20 protein-coding genes and 1 pseudogene are annotated in these 23,091 nt (G+C 33.4%); 14 read left to right on the top strand and 7 right to left on the bottom strand.

Annotated elements, in window-relative coordinates:
- A pseudogene (locus ABJM36_RS12875) lies at positions 1-1,498 on the bottom strand (phosphoenolpyruvate synthase); the annotation flags it as partial.
- A 227-nt stretch (positions 1,499-1,725) separates the two neighbouring features.
- On the opposite strand from ABJM36_RS12875, the gene ABJM36_RS12870 reads away from it, so the two are divergent.
- A complete protein-coding gene (locus ABJM36_RS12870; RefSeq protein ID WP_348451903.1) occupies positions 1,726-2,931 on the top strand; it encodes a multidrug effflux MFS transporter in 1,206 nt (401 codons plus the stop codon).
- Positions 2,932-2,936: 5 nt separating this feature from the next.
- Here ABJM36_RS12870 and ABJM36_RS12865 read toward each other — a convergent pair whose 3' ends face one another.
- Both ABJM36_RS12865 and ABJM36_RS12860 read right to left on the bottom strand, forming a co-directional pair.
- On the bottom strand, positions 2,937-3,455 hold the full coding sequence (locus ABJM36_RS12865) for a DinB family protein (RefSeq protein ID WP_348451902.1): 519 nt from the start codon (positions 3,453-3,455) through the stop codon (positions 2,937-2,939).
- A gap of 5 nt (positions 3,456-3,460) precedes the next feature.
- Positions 3,461-5,233 (bottom strand): ABC transporter ATP-binding protein, encoded by a 1,773-nt coding sequence (locus tag ABJM36_RS12860; RefSeq protein WP_348451901.1) that lies wholly within the window; start codon positions 5,231-5,233, stop codon positions 3,461-3,463.
- Positions 5,234-5,638: 405 nt separating this feature from the next.
- Here ABJM36_RS12860 and ABJM36_RS12855 point away from each other — a divergent pair, with 405 nt between their 5' ends.
- From ABJM36_RS12855 to ABJM36_RS12845, 3 genes are read left to right on the top strand one after another with little or no spacing between them, the layout of a single operon-like run.
- Complete coding sequence (locus tag ABJM36_RS12855) at positions 5,639-6,253, top strand: fumarylacetoacetate hydrolase family protein (protein WP_348451900.1); 615 nt, start codon at positions 5,639-5,641, stop codon at positions 6,251-6,253.
- Positions 6,254-6,269: 16 nt separating this feature from the next.
- Positions 6,270-8,186: a DUF294 nucleotidyltransferase-like domain-containing protein gene (locus ABJM36_RS12850; RefSeq protein ID WP_348451899.1), complete on the top strand. Its 1,917-nt coding sequence runs from the start codon at positions 6,270-6,272 to the stop codon at positions 8,184-8,186.
- On the top strand, positions 8,183-8,845 hold the full coding sequence (locus tag ABJM36_RS12845; RefSeq protein ID WP_348451898.1) for a 3'-5' exonuclease: 663 nt from the start codon (positions 8,183-8,185) through the stop codon (positions 8,843-8,845). The genes ABJM36_RS12850 and ABJM36_RS12845 overlap by 4 nt, the downstream gene beginning before the upstream one ends.
- A 108-nt stretch (positions 8,846-8,953) precedes the next feature.
- On the opposite strand, the gene acs is transcribed toward ABJM36_RS12845, so the two are convergent.
- The 4 genes from acs to ABJM36_RS12825 form a co-directional block, all read right to left on the bottom strand.
- Positions 8,954-10,861 carry an acetate--CoA ligase gene (gene acs, locus ABJM36_RS12840; protein ID WP_348451897.1) on the bottom strand — a complete coding sequence of 636 codons (1,908 nt, stop codon included), beginning with the start codon at positions 10,859-10,861 and terminating at the stop codon, positions 8,954-8,956.
- A gap of 231 nt (positions 10,862-11,092) precedes the next feature.
- Entirely contained in the window at positions 11,093-12,784 is a 1,692-nt protein-coding gene (locus tag ABJM36_RS12835) for a sodium:solute symporter family protein (protein ID WP_348451906.1), read from the bottom strand.
- Between the two features lie 16 nt (positions 12,785-12,800).
- The gene (locus ABJM36_RS12830; RefSeq protein WP_348451896.1) at positions 12,801-13,058 is read right to left on the bottom strand and encodes a DUF4212 domain-containing protein; all 258 of its coding nucleotides are present in this window, start codon (positions 13,056-13,058) and stop codon (positions 12,801-12,803) included.
- Positions 13,059-13,174: 116 nt separating this feature from the next.
- A complete protein-coding gene (locus ABJM36_RS12825; RefSeq protein WP_348451895.1) occupies positions 13,175-14,530 on the bottom strand; it encodes an alanine/glycine:cation symporter family protein in 1,356 nt (451 codons plus the stop codon).
- 87 nt (positions 14,531-14,617) lie between these two features.
- Between ABJM36_RS12825 and ABJM36_RS12820 the strand changes: the two genes are divergently transcribed.
- From ABJM36_RS12820 to arsB, 10 genes are all read left to right on the top strand, one after another.
- Positions 14,618-15,724, top strand: a complete 1,107-nt coding sequence (locus tag ABJM36_RS12820) for a heparan-alpha-glucosaminide N-acetyltransferase domain-containing protein (RefSeq protein WP_348451894.1) — start codon at positions 14,618-14,620, stop codon at positions 15,722-15,724.
- Positions 15,714-16,076: a TfoX/Sxy family protein gene (locus tag ABJM36_RS12815; protein WP_348451893.1), complete on the top strand. Its 363-nt coding sequence runs from the start codon at positions 15,714-15,716 to the stop codon at positions 16,074-16,076. The genes ABJM36_RS12820 and ABJM36_RS12815 overlap by 11 nt, the downstream gene beginning before the upstream one ends.
- A gap of 132 nt (positions 16,077-16,208) precedes the next feature.
- Positions 16,209-18,575 (top strand): TonB-dependent receptor, encoded by a 2,367-nt coding sequence (locus ABJM36_RS12810; RefSeq protein WP_348451892.1) that lies wholly within the window; start codon positions 16,209-16,211, stop codon positions 18,573-18,575.
- Between the two features lie 113 nt (positions 18,576-18,688).
- Entirely contained in the window at positions 18,689-19,468 is a 780-nt protein-coding gene (locus ABJM36_RS12805; protein WP_348451891.1) for a carbonic anhydrase family protein, read from the top strand.
- Positions 19,469-19,483: 15 nt separating this feature from the next.
- Positions 19,484-20,131 carry an HAD family hydrolase gene (locus tag ABJM36_RS12800; protein ID WP_348451890.1) on the top strand — a complete coding sequence of 216 codons (648 nt, stop codon included), beginning with the start codon at positions 19,484-19,486 and terminating at the stop codon, positions 20,129-20,131.
- Between the two features lie 219 nt (positions 20,132-20,350).
- On the top strand, positions 20,351-20,509 hold the full coding sequence (locus tag ABJM36_RS12795) for a hypothetical protein (protein ID WP_348451889.1): 159 nt from the start codon (positions 20,351-20,353) through the stop codon (positions 20,507-20,509).
- An 11-nt stretch (positions 20,510-20,520) separates the two neighbouring features.
- Positions 20,521-20,850 (top strand): metalloregulator ArsR/SmtB family transcription factor, encoded by a 330-nt coding sequence (locus tag ABJM36_RS12790; protein WP_348451888.1) that lies wholly within the window; start codon positions 20,521-20,523, stop codon positions 20,848-20,850.
- A gap of 48 nt (positions 20,851-20,898) precedes the next feature.
- On the top strand, positions 20,899-21,366 hold the full coding sequence (locus ABJM36_RS12785; protein ID WP_348451887.1) for a DUF6428 family protein: 468 nt from the start codon (positions 20,899-20,901) through the stop codon (positions 21,364-21,366).
- Positions 21,367-21,395: 29 nt separating this feature from the next.
- Positions 21,396-22,028, top strand: coding sequence for a protein-tyrosine-phosphatase (locus tag ABJM36_RS12780; RefSeq protein WP_348451886.1), 633 nt, complete (start codon positions 21,396-21,398; stop codon positions 22,026-22,028).
- Positions 22,029-22,031: 3 nt separating this feature from the next.
- Positions 22,032-23,078, top strand: coding sequence for an ACR3 family arsenite efflux transporter (gene arsB / locus ABJM36_RS12775; protein ID WP_348451885.1), 1,047 nt, complete (start codon positions 22,032-22,034; stop codon positions 23,076-23,078).
- Positions 23,079-23,091 lie beyond the last annotated feature (13 nt).

The raw sequence follows: 23,091 nt of genomic DNA, 5'->3' as shown, positions 1-23,091 counted from the left end.
TATAAATGTGATCGGATTCTACTTCTATGGCATCAGGGGAACCATCAACTACAACCAATTCCCCAAAGGTATAACCAGGATTTAACCCTCTGAATGAACTTTGGTTTGAAATATCCATAACCTTATTGGTTAAAGCAGATTCGTTTGCAATAAAATCGCCTAATTCTCCAACACTTTCTCCAAGTTGCAATGCAATAGACCCTCTAATTTTATCATCGATAAACCCATATGCTTTCGGTTCAAAAGCCGTGTAAACATCCACTATATGTTGATAGTTAGCTTTTACCATAGAAGCACTCCACTCCACTAAACTACGGGCATTTTCTAAGGTATTAGTTAGTTCACTTAAAGTTAAATCCCCATCACTTTCAAAAGGTGCTTTTAGGTTAATATTATCCCATTCTGATAACTCTAGATACCCTGAACCTGCAGTGGCCATTCCTAAATAACAAACTTTATTAAGCATGTCTTGAACGTTTTTTGGTTCCCATTGGGGTGCTGTTTTAAAAATAATTTCCTCCAATTTTACCGATAAATCCAAAAGCTGTAATCGAGCTAAAGGCCGTTTTTCATCTAAAAGAGATTCTCTAATTGCTAATACTAATTCAGCTGTTTCTGGAATTAATTGTTGCGCAGGTGTATCAAAATCATGCATATTTACAAATCCTGATATTTTTTCGCCAATAGCTGTACTTTTATACAATGCATTTTTATCTACCAACGTTTTAATATCAATAGGCTTATAAAACTTAGACATAGTTATAACCAACGCATCAATCTTGGCTACTTGATTATTAGATAGTTTGGAACTATATTTTTCTTTAAACGATTTTACTTTTGCTATATCCGAGAATTCTGGCTGACCATGAATTTTAACACGCAAGTCCATAAAAGGCAAAAATTCATCTGAAATCACTTTTGATTGACTTCGCATAAGTTGTGATAAGTTATCATCGCCATTATGCGGAATGTCTTTTAATGATTGACGAATTAAAAAATAATTCTTTTTTAAATTTTCATCGCTTTTTAAAAGCCATTTATAAAAATCGATCCCCCAAGCCTCTTCATCTTCAGACTGAATGGCCCCTCTGTAGAATTGTCCTTTCTCGTTAATCCAACCATTATCAATAGCTCGCAAATACTTATCTAACTGATATTGTTTAAGTCTAGAATGGTAATTATTGACATCCCAAAAGTCATCCTTATCGGAATAAGCTAAAATTTGCCCAAAATAAAGGTTGTTGGTTTTTGCCAATTGCTCCACAGCATCTTTATAACGCGCATGCTGCACTCCTGGACCAATATTATCAGGACAAGGGTCTTTTGGCTGTCTTATACTGCCATCTTTACAAAACCAACGAATGTCTTTATAAGGCCCTCTAACATCATTTTTATATTGAATGATTTGTTGAGAAATAACCTCATTACTGACTTTTTGAGAATAACCATTTATAAAGAAAATGGTACATATAAAACTGAAGATAATTAACTTTTTCATCTAAATTGCAGTATCATTATTTATATTAATTCAAAACGCAATTCTTTAAAAAAACGACTGGTTTTCAAATATTTATTGCCTTTACTAAATATACATAAATCTGAACTAAAACAATTATTTATCTTTTCTTTTAACTTAATAAAAAGGATCCATTTTAACAATGTTAATATTGTATTAATAGACGTATTTAAGCTAATAAAAGGTTAAATTTCTTCTATTTTTGCAGCATGAATAAACCCCAAAATTTCAAGTTTGAATTTGTAGCTTTAATGGCTTCATTAATGTCTATAGTAGCCCTAGCCATAGATGCGCTTTTACCCGCTATACCACAAATTGGTGCTTCTTTAGGGGTTACCAATCCAGAAGATAACCAATTGCTAATAACCATGATATTTTTAGGTATAGGCTTTGGTCAATTAATTTTAGGACCTTTATCGGATAGTTTTGGACGAAAACCTCTGGTTTACGTTGGTTTTGTAATATTTTTTATTGCTAGTTTCATTTGTATTTCTACCAAAGACTTTAAATGGATGATAATAGGACGAACCCTGCAAGGTTTTGGGCTATCTACTGCACGAACAATAAGTATTTCTATGGTTAGAGACGAATTTCAAGGCGATTATATGGCAAAAATCATCTCGATAATTGTTATGTTTTTCCTTTTAGTTCCTGTAATTGCCCCTACTTTAGGACAGCTATTAATTAACTTTTTTAATTGGGAATCTATTTTCTATTTTAATTTAATTTTTGGTCTATTGATAGTCATTTGGTTTTGGATAAGACAACCCGAAACCCTAGCCAAAGAGAAGCGCATTAAGTTTTCATCAAACCTATATGTAAATGGCACAAAAGAATTTTTTAAAAACAAAGAAGCTATCGCTTTTACACTAATTTCCGGGTTTATTACCGGATCTTTTATGGTGTATTTAAGTACGTCTCAACAAATATTTCAAGAACAATATAATCTAGCAGAAATGTTCCCTTATATTTTTGCGAGTTTAGCTATTTCTATAGGTGTTTCCACATTTTTAAATAGTCAGTTAGTTGTAAAATATGGCATGAAAAGGCTAGCTTATTATGCGTGTATAGCTTACACCTTAATTTCGGTGCTGTACGTTATTTTATTTTGGTCTGGAATAAACCCAAGTATTTATATATTATTAAGCTTTTTTGCCATGCAATTTTTTGCTGTGGGTTTCCTTTTTGGAAATTTAAGAGCTTTAGCCATGCAACCTTTAGGGCATATTGCAGGTATTGGAGCTGCTATTAATGGTTTTTTGTCTACCGTTTTAGCTGTTCCCATAGCCAATTATATAGGTAGTTTTGTAGAGACCTCAGTGCTTCCTTTATTTATTGGATTTTCAGTTTTTGGACTGCTATCATTATCCGTTTTTCTAATGATAAAAAGCAAATTGAAGGTTGTTAGCGTCTAATCTATTTATAGGTAACGTTCTTTTATAATATTAATATGATGAATTTCATGACCTATGGTTATAAAGGCTGCAGCCCTAGCAGACATGGCACTACCACTCGCCGTTCCTATTACTTCCAAATCTTGGGAGCTTAAACTTTTAAGAAGCACTATAAAGTTTTGACGCACCACTTGATATTCCTCAATTAAACTTGATATCGTTTTTTTGTTTGCTCCAGAAGGTAAGATATAATCGTTCTGCTCGTATCCTGTCAATGGTGTTTTATCGTGCCTTGCAATCCTAAAACAGCGATACATAAAAACACGTTCGTTATCTATTATATGCTGAAAAACCTCTTTAATACTCCATTTATCCTCGGCGTATCGATATTCTAATTTATCCTGAGGAATAGATTTAAAGAAATCTTCGACCTGAATCTTCCCCTTCATAAAACCTTCAATTAAGCTGATTTCACCTGAAACTTTAGATATATAAGTTTCATAAAACGGATTGTACTCTTTGGATGTTAAATCTGTTACTTTCACCTGTTTTAAATTTTTGCTTGATAGGTATATAAATCGAAATACCTGCCATTAAGTTTAATTAATTCATCATGAGTACCTCTTTCAACAATGCGACCTGCTTCGATAACTAAAATTTGGTCCGCTTTTCTAATAGTACTTAATCTGTGAGCAATAACTATTGTGGTTCTATCTTTAACCAATTCATTTAAACTTTTCTGAATTAAAGCTTCACTTTCGGTATCTAAATTTGAAGTCGCTTCATCCAAAATAACAATCTTTGGGTTTGCTAAAATGGCTCTTGCTATAGCTAATCGTTGGCGCTGTCCTCCAGAAAGTTTAACGCCTCGTTCTCCTATTAAAGTTTCTAAACCATCATCAAATCGATCTGTAAATTCATTTACGTATGCCGCTTTTACCGCGTTTTGTAATTCTTCTTCGGAAGCACTTGGCCTAGGGAACATAATATTTTCTCTAATAGTGCCTTCAAATAAAAATTCATCTTGAAGCACAACCCCTAAATATTTACGGTAGCTATTCAGGTTTATTTTTGATAAATCTTGACTATCAATAGTTACCTGTCCCGAATTTGGATTTAAAAATGTAGCCGATAAACCTGCAATAGTAGATTTTCCAGAACCTGAACTCCCTACCAATGCTGTAACAGAACCTGCAGGTGCTTTAAAACTAATATTATGAAGTACTTCTTTATCTGCTTCATAAGCAAAAGACACATCGTTAAACTCGACATCGCCTTTTAAAGTTTCAAGCTGAATGGTCCTACTTACATTATCCTCTTCAGCAGTCATATTCATTAGCTCTTCCGTTCTATCTAATCCTGCTAAAGCCTCTGTTAACTGACTTCCAATATTACTCATTTGAACAATGGGGGCAATCATAAAACCAAGTATTAATGTGAAGAATAAAAATTCACCCGTGGTCATTTCACCTAAAATCATATAATAACCACCAATACCCATAATTCCGGTGGTTGCAACACCTATTAAAAACGTTGAAGAGCTCGTCATAAAAGCCGTAGCCGTTAAACTCTTTTTTACATTTTGATACAATTTATCTACACCCTTTTCAAATACAATATTTTCTTGTTCTTCGGCATTAAAGGCTTTTATAACCCTAACACCTGCTAAAGTTTCGGTTAGTCTACCTTTTACTTCGGCATTTATTTTACCGCGTTTTCTAAAAATAGGTCGAATATATTTAAAAGCTTTTAAAGCAATAAACCCGAATATAGAAAGTGGCACAAACACAAAAAGGGTCATCCAAGGATTTAACTTAATTAAAATAATTAATGAAATGACAGCCGTAAACGAACCTCCAACTAATTGCACCAAACCAGTTCCTATTAAATTACGAACCCCTTCAACATCACTCATAATACGGGACACCAATGCGCCAGACTTTGTATTATCGAAAAAACTAATGGGTAAGGACAATACTTTTTTCTGTACTTGAGCACGTAGTTCGCTTATTAAATATTGGGCTTGCACACTTAAAATTCTTGTTAACGCAAAGGACGTTATTGCTTGAACCGTTATCGCCGCTATTACGATACCTATTAAAGTATAAATTTGCGAAACATCTTTACTTGGCACGACATCATCAAGTAACACCTTACTTTGCCAAGGCAATACCAAACCTGCTAAACTTCTTATTACTATTAAAATTAACCCAATAAAAACTAACTTTCGTCTTGGCCAAATAATAGTTTTAAAGGCTTGCGCCATAGTTACTTTCGGCTTGGTTTTATTTTGATTTTTTGAAGATTCTTTAAGGTGCTGCATAACTATTTTAAAATAATATAGAACGCAAAATTAAGCATTATAGATTGATATAATAGAGTAACTTAAAATTAAAAAACCCCTCAAAATGAATGGTTTTTAGTTCTTAACAAATAGAAGATTTAACTATGTTCTACTTGCTTTTTTTCACAGTTATCTAGCTTTTTTTTCTTGAGGAGTTAAAACCAGCTCCTTCTTAACATTCTTTTTTGAACCTTTAGATTTTTCCTTAATATTATTTGTTTGTATAAAGCTACGCTTTAGAAACTACTAACAACCTTATTTTATTTACTTTAAACGACTTCATTCGTTTTAAAACCTGGTTATTTCTATGCTAAATTTAACTTTGTATAAATTTATTATGGACTAATTATTACATTTACAATTAAACTTTAATACAACTAGACTATGAAAATAATTGGGATTGGTAAAAACTATATAAATGATAAGAGTGAAATTGCAGCTTTAAAAACAGGAGATCAAGTCATTTTTTTAAAGGCTGAAAGTACTTTAGTAACTAATAATAAAGATATTCCTTTTCCTAAAATTACTAACCAATTGAATTATGAAGTAGAATTAGTTGCTAAAATTGGAAAATCTGGTAAAGAAATTCCAGAAAGTGATGCTGCTTCTTATATTAGTGAAATTGGTATTGGTATTGATTACACAGCCAAAGATGTTTTAAATGCTACGAGAGCTAATAAAGGGCCATGGACATTAGCCAAAGGATTTGACGGTGCATCACCAATAAATGGTTTTAAACCGGTTTCTAATTTTTCTGACATTAACGACATTAACTTTAGTTTAATGATTAATGGAAAGGAAGTACAAGCAGGAAATACTAGTGATATGATTTATAATTTTGTTGAAATCATCACTTTTATTTCAAATTACATGACTTTAGAACCTGGTGATTTAATTTTTACAGGGACCCCAGCAAGTGGTGCGGGTCAAAATTTTAAAGGCGACCATTTACAGGCTTCAATTGAAGGCGAATTACTTTTAGACTTTAAACTTATTTAAAAGTAATTTAACTTTCATGAAAAATTCAATTGCAGAACGGATTAGTGAGTTTTTAAAACGCTATCCTCCATTTAACCTTATTAATAGTACAAGCCTATTACGTATAGCAGAGCAGGTTAATATTATTTATTTAGAAAAAGGGGAAACTATTTTTAAAAATGGAGACATTAACCACAATTGCTTTTATGTAGTTAGAGATGGCGCCATAAGCTTATATTATAAAAATGGAGATGTAAATGAAATTACAAACATCCATGATACAGGCGATTTATTTGGTTTACGAGCTTTAATTGCAAAAACGCCGTACCACCTTAATGCAACTGCAAATGAAGAATCTATAATTTACGCGATTCCAATTTCTATTTTTCAATCGGTAACAGACAAAAGTGTTAACATTCAAAAGTATTTAATTACTGCCTTTGCTTCAAATGATTACACACCATATACTTCTGAACAAGCTGGCAAAATCTTTGTCGATTACATCCCTAGTAACTCTCAGGATGTTGTAAGTTTTCAAACAGCAAATTACACTAAAGCACCTATTACTTGTGGTACAACATCAACCTTAAAAAGTGCCGCAAAAAAAATGTGCGCTCATAAAATAGGTTGTATAATTGTTATTGACGCTCTTAAAAAACCCGTAGGAATTATCACGAACAGTGATATAAAAAACAAAATCGCAACAGGTCTGTTTCCTATTGAAACTAAAGTGACTCGAATAATGAGTTCGCCTGTAATTACTGCAAAAAAAGACTTAACAGTAGCCGACGGTCAATTACAAATGATTAAAAATAGTATTGGTCATTTATGTATAACTAAAGATGGTACGATTAATTCAAAATTAATAGGCGTATTAACTCACCATGATGTTTTAACCACTTTAGGCAACAATCCTACCGTAATATTAAAGGATATAAAAAGAGCAAAACGAACTAAAAAACTACGAGCTGCTAGACATAAAGCCAATGGATTATTAAAAAGTTACTTAGACCAAAATATCCCATTATCACATATTATTAAACTAATTTCTCAAATTAATGATGCGGTAACTACTAGGGCTATTGAATTGGCTATTTTAAAAATGCCTACACCTCCACCTGTTTCCTTTTCTTGGTTAGCATTAGGAAGTCAAGGCAGACGTGAACAATTACATTTTACAGATCAAGACAACGCTTTAATATTTGAGAATGTTTCAAAAAAAGATTATCCTGAAACTAAAGCTTATTTTTTAGAACTCGCAAAACTCGTAAACAAAACACTTAATAAAGTAGGTTTTGAATATTGCGAAGCCGATATGATGGCTAGCAACCCAGAGTGGTGCAAATCCCTTTCGGAATGGCAAGTACAGTTTAAAACTTGGATTTTAAATCCTGATGAAAAAGCGATATTACTATCCTCTGTGTTTTTTGATTATAACGCTGTTTATGGCAATACCAAACTAACAGATAAGATTACAGATACTATTTTTAACACCTTAAATGAGGCCTCGCTATTTTATAATTTTCTTGGGAGAGATGCTGTAAAAAGCCCATCTCCTCTTGGTTTTTTTAAACAATTTTTAATTGAACAAAATGGTGAACAAAAAGAGCTTTTCAATATAAAAAGTAGAGCCATTATGCCTTTGGTAGATGCGGCCAGACTACTCATTTTAAACAAACAAATAAAAGGCGTAAACAACACCTATGAACGCTTTGAAAAGTTAGCACAATTAGAACCTGAAAACGCCGAGTTATACGAATCTTGCTCCTATGCTTTTAAGGCCCTTTCTAAATTTAAAACCAAACAAGGGCTATTAAATAATAATTCTGGTAAATTTATTAACCTAGAAACCTTAACTAAAGAAGAAAAGTTAAAACTAAGACGCTGCTTTAAGCCTATTCAAGAAATTCAAAAAGTTTTAATACATAGGTTTGATTTAAAAAACTTTATATGATTAATTGGTTTAAAAAACGTAAAAAAGAATATCCTGATTTCTGGATAGCTTACCTCGAACATTTTAAAGTTTACAAAAAAAAAGCAATTAGCGAAACACGTTTTGTAGCTTTTGATACCGAAACTACCGGTTTCGACAGAAAAAATGATAGAATTCTATCTATTGGAGCTGTAGCATTTGTAAACAAAACAATCCCTGTAAACCACAGCCTAGAATTATATTTAGAACAAGACATTTTTAACCCAGACACTGTTAAAATACATGAAATCATGAAATCTAGTGACTTTGATAAAATATCGGAACTAGAGGCCATTAAAACCTTTTTAGAATATATAAAAAACTCAGTCCTAATAGCGCATCATGCTAATTTTGATAAAACCATGATGAATGAAATGCTTTCTAGACATGGCTTAGGGAAATTAAAAAATAAATTTATTGATACTGGAGTATTATACAACAAATCGAAACACATAATATATCAGGAAAGCTCAAAAAAACATTACTACTTGGATGATTTGTGTGAAGAATTAAATGTACCAAAGGTAGATAGGCACACGGCTAATGGTGACGCCCTAATTACAGCTATTGTGTTTTTGAAAATACTATCGCGTTTGGACAAGCGTAAAAATTTAAAATGGGGGTATTTATTGGGAAAATAGCTTTAAACCCTTCGTAAAACAGAAAAGATATTTACTGAATATTTATAAAAAAACTAAACTTGATTATTATAACGAAATAAAAACCAAGCTTAGCTATAGTTTTACAGACTAAAGGACATTATCCATAATTTCCTGAACAACTTCTGGATTTAATAATGTACTAGTATCACCCAAATTACCGGTATCTTTCTGTGCAATTTTACGCAAAATACGTCTCATAATTTTACCTGATCTAGTTTTTGGTAAGCCACTAGTAAATTGAATTTTATCTAGTTTAGCTATAGGGCCAATACTTTCTGTTATAATTTGATTTATTTCTATTCTTAAGTTATCGTGGTTTCTACTTTCTCCAGTATCTTTTAAAGTGACATAACCATATAATGCACTTCCTTTAACATCATGTGGAAATCCAACAATTGCAGACTCTGCTACCGCTGGATGCTCGTTAACAGCATCCTCAATAGGTGCGGTTCCTAAATTATGCCCTGAAACAATAATAACATCATCCACTCTACCTGTAATTCTATAATAGCCAACTTCATCACGAAGTGCGCCATCGCCAGTAAAATATTTGTTTTCGAAAGCTGAAAAATAGGTTTCTTTATAACGTTGATGATTCCCCCAAATGGTTCTGGCCATTGATGGCCAAGGAAACTTGACACATAATCTACCATCTACCTGATTACCTTTAAGTTCATCGCCATTCTCGTCCATTAAAGCCGGTTGAATACCAATAAACGGTAACGTGGCATAAGTTGGTTTGGTAGGTGTTGAATACGGAATTGGAGAAATCATAATACCACCTGTTTCGGTTTGCCACCAAGTATCTACAATTGGGCTATTCCTTTTACCAACATTATCGTTATACCAATGCCAAGCCTCTTCATTTATAGGTTCGCCTACCGAACCTAAAACTTTAAGAGATGATAAATCGTATTTTTCAACTAGCTCTGAACCTTGCTTTGCTAAGGCTCGTATTGCTGTTGGTGCTGTGTAAAACTGATTGACTTTATGCTTTTGTATGATATCCCAAAAACGACCAAAATCTGGAAAACTTGGCACGCCTTCAAACATTACAGAAGTTGCTCCATTTACTAAGGGACCATAAACAATATAACTATGTCCGGTAATCCAACCAATATCGGCAGTACACCAATACACATCATTTTCACGGTATTGAAATACATTTTTAAAGGTGTATGCAGTGTAAACCATATATCCGGCGGTAGTATGCACCATACCTTTTGGTTTACCTGTTGAACCTGAAGTGTATAAAATAAATAACGGGTCTTCGGCATTCATAATTTCAGCTTCGCAATGGTCTGATGCCTTATCTAAAAGCGGTTGCAACCATTGGTCGCGCCCAGAAACCAAATTTACATCTGTGTTAATTCGTTTTGCTACTAAAACGGTTTTTACTCCTGGACAGCTCTCTAAAGCTTCGTCTACAATGCCTTTTAAATCGATTGTTTTTGCCCCTCGGTATGAGCCATCGCTAGTTATAACCATTTTACAATCGCTATCATTTATACGAGTTGACAATGCTGTTGAAGAAAACCCTGCAAAAACGACCGAATGTATAGCGCCTATTCTTGCGCATGCCAAAACGGATACCGCTAATTCGGGAATCATTGGTAAATAGATACAAACGCGATCGCCTTTTTTAATGCCTTGTGCTTTTAATACATTAGCAAATTTATTGACGCGTTTATATAATTCGTTGTAGGTTATATGTTGTGCTGGCTCCTCTGGATTATTAGGTTCAAATAAAATAGCCGTTTTTTCACCTCTTGTTGTTAAGTGCCTATCGATACAGTTTTCTGTAATATTTAATTGAGCACCTTCAAACCATTTTACTTCGGGCTTGGAAAAATCCCAGCTTAATACATTATCCCATTTTTTTCGCCATAGAAAATGTTCTTCTGCAATTTCTTCCCAAAATCCTTCTGGATTTCGCACCGATTTTCTATAAACTTGATAATATTCTTCTAAATGTTTTATGTGATAATTACTCATGGATTTTTGTTTAGAAATTTGATAAAAAAAATGTGTGTTCTAAATTAATAAAATAATGGAGATTCTACCTGTTTTATTAAGCTGGATTGTTATAAAATAATGTTAAGAAAATGGCTAATGCAAACTAACCCGCGTTAAGGATTGAACGGCATGTTTGAGCTCCCGACAAGGGAGGAGCGAGTAGTGAAAGCCTGACCCCCGCTTAAAAGCGGGGGAAACGCCCTAAATATTTTAATGAGTGGCTTCTCCTGCGCCGCTAGGAATCCTTATATTTTCTACAATGTCCTGAACTTCTTGTGGTGGCTCTGGAGTAAATTTCAAGATAACTACCGAAACAACAAAGTTTAAAACCATGGCAATAGTACCAAAACCTTCTGGAGAGACACCAAACCACCAATCGGCTTTTGTGCCACCACCAAACCAGCCAAACTTAAATTTTGTCATGTAGAAAAGCATAGCTAAAGTACCGACAACCATACCAGCAATGGCACCTTCTTTATTCATTTTTTTGTAAAATATGCCCAAAATAATAGCTGGAAAAAAGGATGCTGCCGCCAACCCAAAGGCCAATGCTACTGTTGCCGCAACAAATCCTGGAGGATTAATTCCAAAATACCCTGCAACACAAACTGCTACAACTGCAGATAAACGTGCTGCAATAAGCTCGCCTTTTTCTGAGATTTTTGGGTTAATCATTTTTTTAATTAAATCGTGAGAAACAGATGCTGAAATAACCAATAACAACCCTGCTGCTGTTGATAAAGCTGCTGCTAACGCACCTGCAGCAACTAAAGCAATAACCCAGTCTGGTAATTGTGCTATTTCTGGATTAGCTAAAACCATGATATCATTATCTACAACTAGCTCATTTTTATTAGTATCGGCAACGTATTGAATTAATCCGTCTCCATTTTTATCATTAAAGACTATTAAACCTGTGGTTTCCCATTTTTTAAACCATTCTGGAACGCTAGCATATGACTGATTTGAAACGGTTTCAATCATATTTGTTCTTGCAAAAACAGAAACTGCAGGCGCCGTAGTATATAAAATCACAATTAAAAGCAAGGCTATTCCGGCAGATTTACGCGCATCTTTAACCCGTTTTACTGTAAAAAACCGAACAATTACGTGAGGTAAACCTGCTGTCCCCACCATAAGAGCCAATGTAATGGCAAAAACATCGAGTATTGATTTTGAACCTTCTGTATACTCTTCAAAGCCTAAATCGGTACTTAGGCCATCTAGTTTATCCAGTAAATAGGTTCCAGAACCATCGGCTAAAGTACTACCAAATCCTAATTGTGGAATTGGATTGCCTGTCATTTGTATAGAAATAAAAATTGCCGGAACCATAAAAGCAAAAATAAGGACACAATATTGTGCTACTTGCGTATATGTTATGCCTTTCATACCTCCTAAAACGGCGTAAAATAATACGATAATCATTCCTATAATAACACCGGTATTAATATCGACCTCTAAAAAACGTGAAAACACCAAACCTACACCACGCATTTGTCCTGCAACATAGGTAAACGATACAATTAGCGCACAAATTACCCCCACTAAACGGGCAGTGTTAGAATAATACCGATCGCCAATAAAATCGGGTACGGTGAATTTTCCAAACTTACGTAAATATGGCGCCAACAATAATGCTAACAACACGTAACCTCCGGTCCATCCCATTAAATATACAGCTCCATCATACCCTTTAAAAGAAATAATTCCTGCCATGGAAATAAATGAAGCGGCACTCATCCAATCGGCTGCCGTGGCCATTCCATTTGCTAATGGTGACACGCCACCACCCGCTACATAAAACTCCTTAGTAGAACCTGCTCTAGACCAAATAGCTATACCTATATATATGGTAAATGTTATACCTACTAAAATGTATGTCCAATTCTGTACCCCAATACCTTCTGCTAATAAACTATACATCATAACCATACTTTTTATCTAGCTTATTCATTAAACGAACATATACAAAAATCAAAACAACAAAAACATACATTGAACCTTGTTGAGCAAACCAGAAACCTAGTTTAAAACCGCCAATTCTTATAGCATTAAGTGATTCTTTAAAAATAATTCCGGCACCAAAGGATACCGCAAACCATATAAATAATAAGATGAGAACATACCTTATGTTCTCTTTCCAATACGCTTTTGAATTTTCTTTTTCTGTCATATTACTTTAAATTAGTTTAGTTTAGAATCAAATTTATAAATAGACATAACAAAGGGCTTATAATTTAAGTGCAAAACATATAAATTATAACCCAATTAAGCTTAGTATAACGCCATTTACAAGGTTTTAAAGTACTTTTTAGCTTCTATTACAACCTTTGGTGCTAAAGTTATTGTTGCTACCATAGTTGGTATTGCCATTAGAGCAAAAACACCATCAATTAAGTTTAACATAACGCTAAAAGGCGTTGTTGCCGCAATAATTATACTGAGTATATACATGTAATTATAATAGTGTTTTTTATCTGCCCCTATTAAAAACCCTAAACATTTACTACCGTAATAAGCATAAGAAAACAGCGAGGATATACTAAAAATAAACACACAAACCATTAGCAAATATTTACCATAACCGGGCATAACATGATTAAATGCTGAAGCGGTTAAACTTACGCCGTTATTAGACGTTGTTTCCCAAACACCTGTAACTAAAATAGCCAAGGCCGTTAATGTACATACTATTAGAGTATCGATTGCTGGTCCTAACATAGCAACTAAACCTTCTCGAATAGGCTCGTCTGTTTTAGCTGCACCATGTGCCATAGGCGCTGTTCCAATACCTGCTTCGTTTGAAAATGCACCACGACGAATTCCTAGTAAAATTAAGGCGCCTAAAACACCGCCTAGAAAAGCATCACCTTTATAAAAATCTGATGCAAAGGCATCAATAAATATCATAATGAAATATTTAGGTACCACGTCATAATTAGATATCAATATGTATAGCACTAAAACAAAATAAAGCAACACCATGGAAGGCACCATTTTTGAAGCTGCACTACTAATACGCTTTAAACCTCCAAGTATAATTATAGAGGTTAAACCAACAAGTATAGCTGCTAAAATAAGATTTGATTTTAGTCCTACCTCTACCCCATTTGGTCTTAAAATAATATCGTTTATAGCTTGAGTTAATTGGTTAACATTAACAACCGGCAACGCGCCAATCATTCCGAAAAGGCTAAACATAATAGCCAAAGGTTTCCAAGACTTACCCAAACCTTCTTGAATAAAATACATGGGACCACCTTGCAACTCACCAGCGCTATCTTTACCCCGATACATAATCGCCAAGGTAGACGTAAAAAATTTGGTAGACATTCCAACAACTGCACTTACCCACATCCAGAACATAGCTCCTGGGCCACCAACCGAAATCGCAACGGCAACTCCGGCTATATTTCCCATACCAATAGTAGAAGATAAAGCAGTAGTTAAAGCTTTAAAATGTGAAATTTGCCCCGGATCGTTTGGGTCGTCGTACTGTCCTCTAAGCACCTGAACAGCATGCCCAATATACCGAAAAGGCAAAAATCGAGATAATACCAAAAGGTAAAAACCACCTCCAATAAGTAATAAAACCAAAGGCAATCCCCAAGCGTAATCAGAAAATGTTTTTATGAGTTGTTCCATATTTATTTATATCATTTCATAAATATATTACTTTACTAACTTTCATTTCAAATATTTAAAAGTATATTTATAAAAGCAAACCCATTTATGGCGCAAACCAATCGCTTATACTTTATAGATGCTGTTAGAGCATTTGCTATATTAATGATGCTTCAAGGTCATTTTATAGATACTTTATTAGCGCCCGCTTATAGGGATAAATCAAATGCTATTTATAATGTTTGGGCTTATTTTCGAGGTATAACAGCTCCTACTTTTTTCACCATATCAGGATTGGTTTTTGCTTATTTGCTACTTCGTGCCTATGCTAAAGGCGATGATAAACCCAGAATAAAAAAAGGATTATTTAGAGGCCTTCTTCTTCTCCTAATTGGATATAGCCTTAGAATTAATGTTTTTAACTGGATTAATGGTTATTTCAGTTCCTATTTTCTTGTTATTGATGTTTTACAATGTATCGGCTTATCCTTATTATTTTTAGTTGGACTTCATTGCCTTTTAAAAAAACACACCTACATATTTTCAATAGTTCTATTTACTATTGGATGCGTCTGTTTTGTTACCGAACCTCTTTATAGAGGCATAACTTTAGAAAGCATCCCGAATTTTATTGCAAATTATATCACCAAAACCAATGGCTCTATATTTACAATTTTACCGTGGTTTGGTTATTCTGCATTTGGCGCTTTTATTTCAACTGTGTTTTTTAGGCATGTGCACCGCAACAAGTTTAAAATAAGTACTATAATTTCTTTTTTTGTTATAGGTAGCTTTCTTATTTATTTTTCATCTTTATTCCTCACTAAACTTAGCCAAATAACTAATATTACGCTTTTTAAAATGAGCGCTAATTACAACTACCTGTTTACCAGGCTTGGAAATGTACTTATATTATTTGGTGTTTTTTATGCTTTCGAAAAATTCTTAAAACAATCTATAATTACACGCATTGGAGAAAAAACACTATCTATATATGTAATCCATTTTATATTGCTTTACGGTAGTTATACTGGGTATGGTTTAAAACGCTTTTTAAATAAATCTTTAGAACCTGAAACAGCCATTTTTGGGGCTATTCTATTTATTGTTGTGGTCTGTTTTATGGCGTTTCATTATGGAAGAACAAACACATTTGTTTATAATTTAATTCGGAAAACAGTAGACAAACTAAAAACATTCTACCATGGCCTATGATGAATTTCTCGCAGATAGAATAAGACAGCAATTAAAAGATAAACACACCCATTTTACAGAACTTAAAATGATGGGAGGACTATGCTTTAAGGTTAATGATAAAATGTTATGTGGTATACACATCGACAAAAAATATGGCGATAGTTTAATGATGGTACGTATTGGTTTAGAGGCCTATGAAAAAGAATTACAAAAGCCAGAATGCTTACCCATGGATTTTACTGGAAGACCTATAAAAGGTTATATTTTTGTAACCCCTGAAGGTTTTGATACGGACGATGATTTGGGGTATTGGATAGATTTATGTTTAGCTTTCAATCCGCTTGCAAAAGCGAGTAAAAAGAATAAATAATTATTGTTTTTTCAAGTCCTTAACATCCAAAAACATAGGTTGACAAATCATTTTATGTTAAACCCCTTTAGCAAATATACTTGTCTTACTTTATATTTTATATTTGTAATATAAATCATTCTTTTAACACCTATGCAAAATCATCTTCTCCTACTTTTAATACTGTTTTTTGGATGTCATAAATTTTATGCTCAAAACAACCAGCTCATTATTACAGGTAAGGTATTAGAAGGTAATAATGCAAGCCCAATTGAGTATGCAACCATATCCATACTTGATAACGATTCTAAAAAACCTTTAACAGGCACTATAAGTTCTCCTGATGGGAACTTTACTTTAAAAACTAACGAAACAAACTTTTATATTGAAGTCAGTTTTATGGGGTTTGAAACGAAAACCATTAATCAATTTGACATTGTAAAAAACACCATAAATTTAAAAACTATTACCCTATTAGAGGACAACCAAGCTTTAGATGAAGTTTTAATTCGTGCCGAAAAATCACAAACCGAATTCAAATTAGATAAACGCGTTTTTAATGTAGGTTTAGATTTAAGCTCCACCGGAGCAAGTTCGCTAGAAGTTTTAAATAACATACCGTCGGTAAATGTAAATATAGAAGGTGAAATTAGCTTAAGAGGTAGCCAAGGTGTTCAAATATTAATTAACGGAAAACCTTCGGTTTTGGCAAGTGCAGATGGTAACGCTCTAGGAAGCATTACTGCCGATATGATTGAAAAAATTGAAGTTATAACCAATCCTTCAGCTAAATACGATGCAGAGGGTACATCTGGAATCATAAATATCATTATTAAAAAATCTGAAAAACGTGGCATTAATGGATCTGCGACGTTAAACTTTGGTATCCCTAACAGCAATAGCTTTGGTTTAAGCGTTAACAAGCGAACGGAAAAATTTAATCTGTTTAGCCAATTCGGATTTGGTATTCGTACGTATCCCAATAAAACAGAATCTATTAACCGAGATTTAGAAGATGATATAACTGTTAGTAGCACTGGAGATGGCGACTTTAATGAAAAATTCGGAAATATTTTAATTGGAACCGATTATCACATAAACGACTTTAACGTGGTTACCCTTTCAGGATCTTACGCATACGAGATTGAAGATCAAAATTCCATAACAAATTATTATCAAACGGACGCTACCAATACCATAACCGATAGCTGGCTACGAAATGAGTTAACCGAAGCGGACAATCCAAAATTACGTTACGAATTACAATATAAAAAGAGCTTTAAACGACATGCCGACCAAAGTTTGCTATTTAGTGCTTTGGGAAATTCTTTTAGAAAAGATCAATTTTCAGATTTTGAAAACACGATTATTATTGGGGATGATGAAGATTTCAAACAAAAAACACGTACCGATTACACCTTATCTGATTATACCTTTAAACTAGATTACACCCATCCATTTTTAGAGAAATACACTATTGAAACAGGATCTCAATATGTTATAAATAGTGTATCCAATGATTTTGCGGTTAGCGATTTAGAAAACGGCACATGGGTAAACAACCCCGATTTAACCAATGTGTTTGATTTTGAACAAAATGTTTTAGGTGTATATACCACAGCTGCTTACGAAGGGGATGTTTGGGGACTTAAACTTGGTTTTAGGCTAGAACATACTAACCTTAGTACTTTGCTGCAAACCACTAACGAAAGTAATGGAAAGGATTATACCAACCTATTTCCAAGTATACACACCTCCTATAAAATAAACGATGATTTTTCAATTCAAGCAGGCTACTCCAAACGTATTCGAAGACCTGGCTTAAGAGAGTTAAACCCTTTTTCGAACATAAAAAACAACTTTAGTATATTTACTGGTAATCCTAATTTACAACCGGAATACACAGACTCCTACGAAATTACAAGTATAAATAAATTGGGTAAAGCCTCATTAAATTTCAGTGTGTATAACAGATATACGACTGATGTTGTAGAGCGTATTTCAACATTCGAAAATAATGTAAGCATATCTACTCCTGAAAATATTGGTACGAATACCACCACTGGTTTTGAGGCCAACGGAAAATATGCACCCGCAAATTGGTTTTCATTTAATGGAGATTTTAACATCAACTATTTTAGCAGAAAAGGTGTTTTTGAAACCACTAATTTCGATTTTAATGGTAACCAATGGTCTGCGAGTTTAACAACAAAATTTAAACTGCCAGCAGATTTCGATTTAGAGTTATCTGGCGACTATCAATCTAAATTCAAAACCATACAAACCGAAGTTGCAGATAACTTATATGCAGATCTTGGTTTAAGAAAAAAAATTCTTAAAGGCAAAGTGATTTTAAACCTAAGTGTACGTGATGTTTTTGCTTCCAGAATAAGCAAAACCACGACCTCACAAACCGACTTTTATCTATTTAATAGTAGACAGCGTGGACGGTTTGTTTCTTTTGGCGTAAGCTATGGCTTTGGGAAAGGAGAGGCTATGCAATTTTCTGGACAACGATGATAATAGTATTAATATAATAAATAACTAAAAAAGTTAAAAACATGATAAAAGTAAGGTTTTAAAATACCTGATATTATTAATTTTGAACAATAAAACCAACCTAATTTAAAGTTATGAAAATCAAATTCAGTCTGTTTTTTTATTTAGTCCTAATAACTATAGTATCATGTAAAGATTCAAAAAAAACAGATCATACAGCAGGACACACACACCATTGGAGTTATGCTGGAGAAACCTCTCCTGAACATTGGATAGAGATTGAAAAAAATTCCGATTGCGACGGAACCTTACAGTCACCAATAAACATAATACATAGAAATGTTGATTCTATAAAAAAGAATCATGAGTTAAAAATTCAATATACACCTAGCACTTTAATAAGTGAAGTTAAAAACAATGGGCACTCTATCCAATTTGATTTTGAACCTGGCGATTCTATAAACTATAAAAATGAGACCTTCTTTTTAAAACAAATCCATTTTCACGAACCCTCGGAACATAAAATAAATGGGGTAATCTACCCTATTGAAATGCATCTAGTACATGTTAGTAAAGCTGGAAAAATTACCGTGTTTGGCATTTTAGGTGAAGAAGGAAATGAAAGCCAGTTATTTGAATTTTTTGAAAGCTTTTTACCCCTAAAAGAAGGCTCTTTTAAGGATATTCACCAAGAAATTGATTTATCAAACCTATTCTTAGAGGATAAACAATATTACACGTATGGCGGCTCATTAACAACACCTCCATGCACAGAAAGTGTAAATTGGATCGTTTTTAAAGACCCCATTGTTTTGTCCGTTGAAGAGGTATTAAAACTTAAAAGCAACATGCCAATTAATAATTACAGAAACGAACAACCATTGAACGGGCGCGTTGTAAAGTTTAATTACTAATCTATAATTTAAAACATGAGCTATAAGGCAGTCATTTTCGATTTAGATGGCACTCTCGTAAATTCCATTGAAGACATTGCAGATGCCATGAATTCAGTTTTAAAAAGCTCTAATTATCCGACACATAATTATGAAGATTATCTCAATTTTGTGGGGAGTGGTATAAAAAGTCTCGTTACTAAGGCATTACCTAATAACAGTCGTAACGTCCAACAAACAGAAATGGGATTTAATGCGATGATGGATATTTACAGTAATAATTACAATAACAAAACAAAACCTTATGATGGTATTACAAAGTTGCTTGACACCCTAAAGTCTCGTAACTTAAAGCTTTGTATTTTATCAAATAAAGAAGACACACTTACCAAAAAAGTAGCTTCAGCGTTATTACCAAACTATTTTGAATCCGTTGACGGGTTAACTGCTGAAGCTAATAAAAAACCAAACCCAGTTAAAGCTCTTGAAATAAGCAAAAACTTGGGCATAAAACCGGAAGATATTATTTTCGTAGGTGATTCTGATGTTGATGTACAAACCGCAAATAATGCCAATATGCTGGCTGTTGGCGTATCTTGGGGCTTCAGAAAAAAAGAAGAATTGATTGCTAATGGTGCTAAATTAATAATAGACCATCCCTTAGAATTGATTGCTATTTTATAACTGGAGGAATAAACAAACACCTATTTAAATGGTTTTATACTACTTCTTTTTAGTGGTTTTGAGCTCTTGTTTTCTGTTAAGGATTTTATATTTAAAAAAAAGACTGAAATACCTAAAACCTTATACCTAATTATTACACCTAGGAAAGGTAAATGCTTCTTTAATAGCCCCAATTACTGCCTTTTTTGTTGCTGCTATGGGGTTTAAAAATTTAATAGCATGGATTTCCCCTTCTATTTTAAACACGATTTATATTTTGTATTGGAAACAAAAGGTAAAACCAAAGAAGATCAACAAACCAACATAGCACTTTTTCTGTTAAATTTATCCAATAATTTTGAAAAACCAATACTTAATCGTAATATTGCAATAAACTAATAAATAAAGGCATGGGATTAGCTAAAACAGAAATGTTTACCGACGAGCAAAACGAAATAGCTCTATTTGCAAAAGTTTTTGGACATCCTGCAAGAGTGTCTATATTACAACATTTATTTAAAATTAATGCTTGTGTTTGCGGCGATTTGGTAAACGAAATAGGTTTAGCACAACCCACAATATCTCAGCATTTAAAAGAACTTAAACTTTTAGGCTTAATAAAAGGAAATGTAGAAGGCACCAGCGTTTGCTATTGCATTGACACCGCTAATTGGTCTAAAATGAAACGTGTTATGCTTCAATTTTTAGATCAAGATGTATCTAAAACAGATTGTTGCTAAAAAAATTTTAAAACATTAATCGTATAATTGCAATAAACAAATACAGTTATGAAACTATCAGAAGTAAAATCAGTATTAGGAACATTGGAAACTATAAGTTTTCAATTACCAAACGGCGAATTAGTACCAAACCACTTTCATGTAACGGAAGTTGGTAAAATAACAAAACACTTTATAGATTGTGGTGGTACCGAAAGAAAAGAAGACGTTATAAACTTTCAACTTTGGAATGCCAATGATTATGACCATAGATTACACCCCGAAAAACTTATACATATAATTGAGCTTTCTGAAAAAGTCTTAGGTCTTGAAGATTTAGACATTGAAGTTGAATACCAAGCAGAAACCATTGGTAAATTTGGACTAGAATATAATGGTAAAAACTTTTTATTAACCCAAAAATTGACAGACTGTTTAGCACCAAACAAATGTGGAATCCCTGCTGAAAAACCAAAATTAAGATTTTCAGATTTAAACGACGAGCCTTGTTGTACGCCTGACGGAAATTGCTGCTAATCCCAAATTTTAAATCAACGTAACACAAAATGACAATAACACAATCATCCTTATTTACAGAAATAGATAGTTTAATAAAAGGTTTAAAACCAGAAACTATTTCTGCAGATCGCAAAAAAGTTTTACAACCATTAATTGATTTTATTCAGCACAAAGTAACAAATAAGGAGGCTGTTAGAATCAATTTTATTTGTACCCACAATTCGCGACGAAGTCATTTATCGCAAGTTTGGGCGCAAACCATGGCTCATAATTTTAATATTAAACATGTGTTTTGTTATTCTGGTGGCACAGAAGCTACGGCCCTTTTTCCTATGGCTGCAAAAACATTAGAAAATTCAGGGTTTAATATTAAAAGGCTTTCTGAAGGTAAAAACCCTGTGTATAGCATTAAATATACAGACAATACACACCCCATAATTGGATTCTCAAAAACATTAGATGATGATTTTAATCCGAAATCTGAATTTGCTGCGATTATGACTTGTGATTCGGCAAACGAAGCGTGCCCTATGGTTTTAGGTGCAGAAAAAAGAATTCCTATTACTTTTGAAGATCCAAAAGCGTTTGATAACACACCACAACAAGCAGAAAAATACAACGAAAGAAGCTTGCAAATTGCAACAGAATTGTTCTTTGTTTTTTCTCAAGTAAATCTATAAAAAATGGCTCAAAAAAAATTAAGCTTTCTTGATAGAAATCTGACTCTATGGATTTTTGTTGCTATGGCAATTGGTGTTGGTCTTGGTTATTTTATACCAACATTTCCTAACCTAATAAATTCCTTTAGTAGCGGCACCACAAATATTCCCATTGCTATTGGATTAATTTTAATGATGTATCCGCCATTGGCAAAAGTAGATTATTCTCTTTTGCCCAAAGTGTTTAAAAACACTAAAATATTATCCATTTCACTCATACTAAATTGGATTATTGGACCTGTACTCATGTTTTTCCTTGCCATAACATTTTTACGAGATTACCCAGAATACATGGTTGGCCTTATTTTAATAGGTTTAGCACGATGTATTGCCATGGTTTTAGTTTGGAATGATCTTGCCGAAGGCAGCAGTGAGTATGGCGCTGGCTTAGTAGCCTTAAACAGTATTTTTCAAGTTTTTGCTTATAGTTTTTATGCTTGGGTTTTTATTACTGTACTTCCACCCTATTTTGGTTTTGAAGGAGCTATAGTTGATATCTCAATAGGCACCATTGCAGAAAGTGTTGCCATTTATTTAGGCATCCCGTTCGTGATGGGTATTTTAAGCCGATTAATTTTGGTAAAACTGAAAGGCGAAGGTTGGTATACAAATACATTTATTCCTACTATTTCGCCATTAACTCTAATAGCCTTGTTATTTACAATTGTGGTTATGTTTTCGTTAAAAGGCGAATTAATTGTTGAAATACCAATGGATGTTTTAATAATAGCAGTGCCTTTACTTATCTATTTTAGTTTAATGTTTGTTATAGGCTTTTTCTTTACAAAGGCTACGGGAGCGGATTACGATAAAACTGCAGCCGTTGCTTTTACAGCTGCGGGTAATAATTTTGAATTAGCCATAGCAGTTGCTATTGCCGTTTTTGGTTTAAATTCTGGACAAGCCTTTGCAGGCGTAATTGGTCCTTTAGTAGAAGTGCCCGCGCTCATTTTATTAGTTAGAGTTTCCTTTTGGTTTCGAAAAAAATATTTTAAAAAAGTTTACGCATAAATCACCAAGTAAA

The organism is Algibacter sp., assembly GCF_039977455.1.
Lineage (GTDB): Bacteria > Bacteroidota > Bacteroidia > Flavobacteriales > Flavobacteriaceae > Algibacter_B.
Note: the sequence above shows the minus strand (reverse complement) of the source record. Positions and strands in the feature narration are given on the sequence as shown.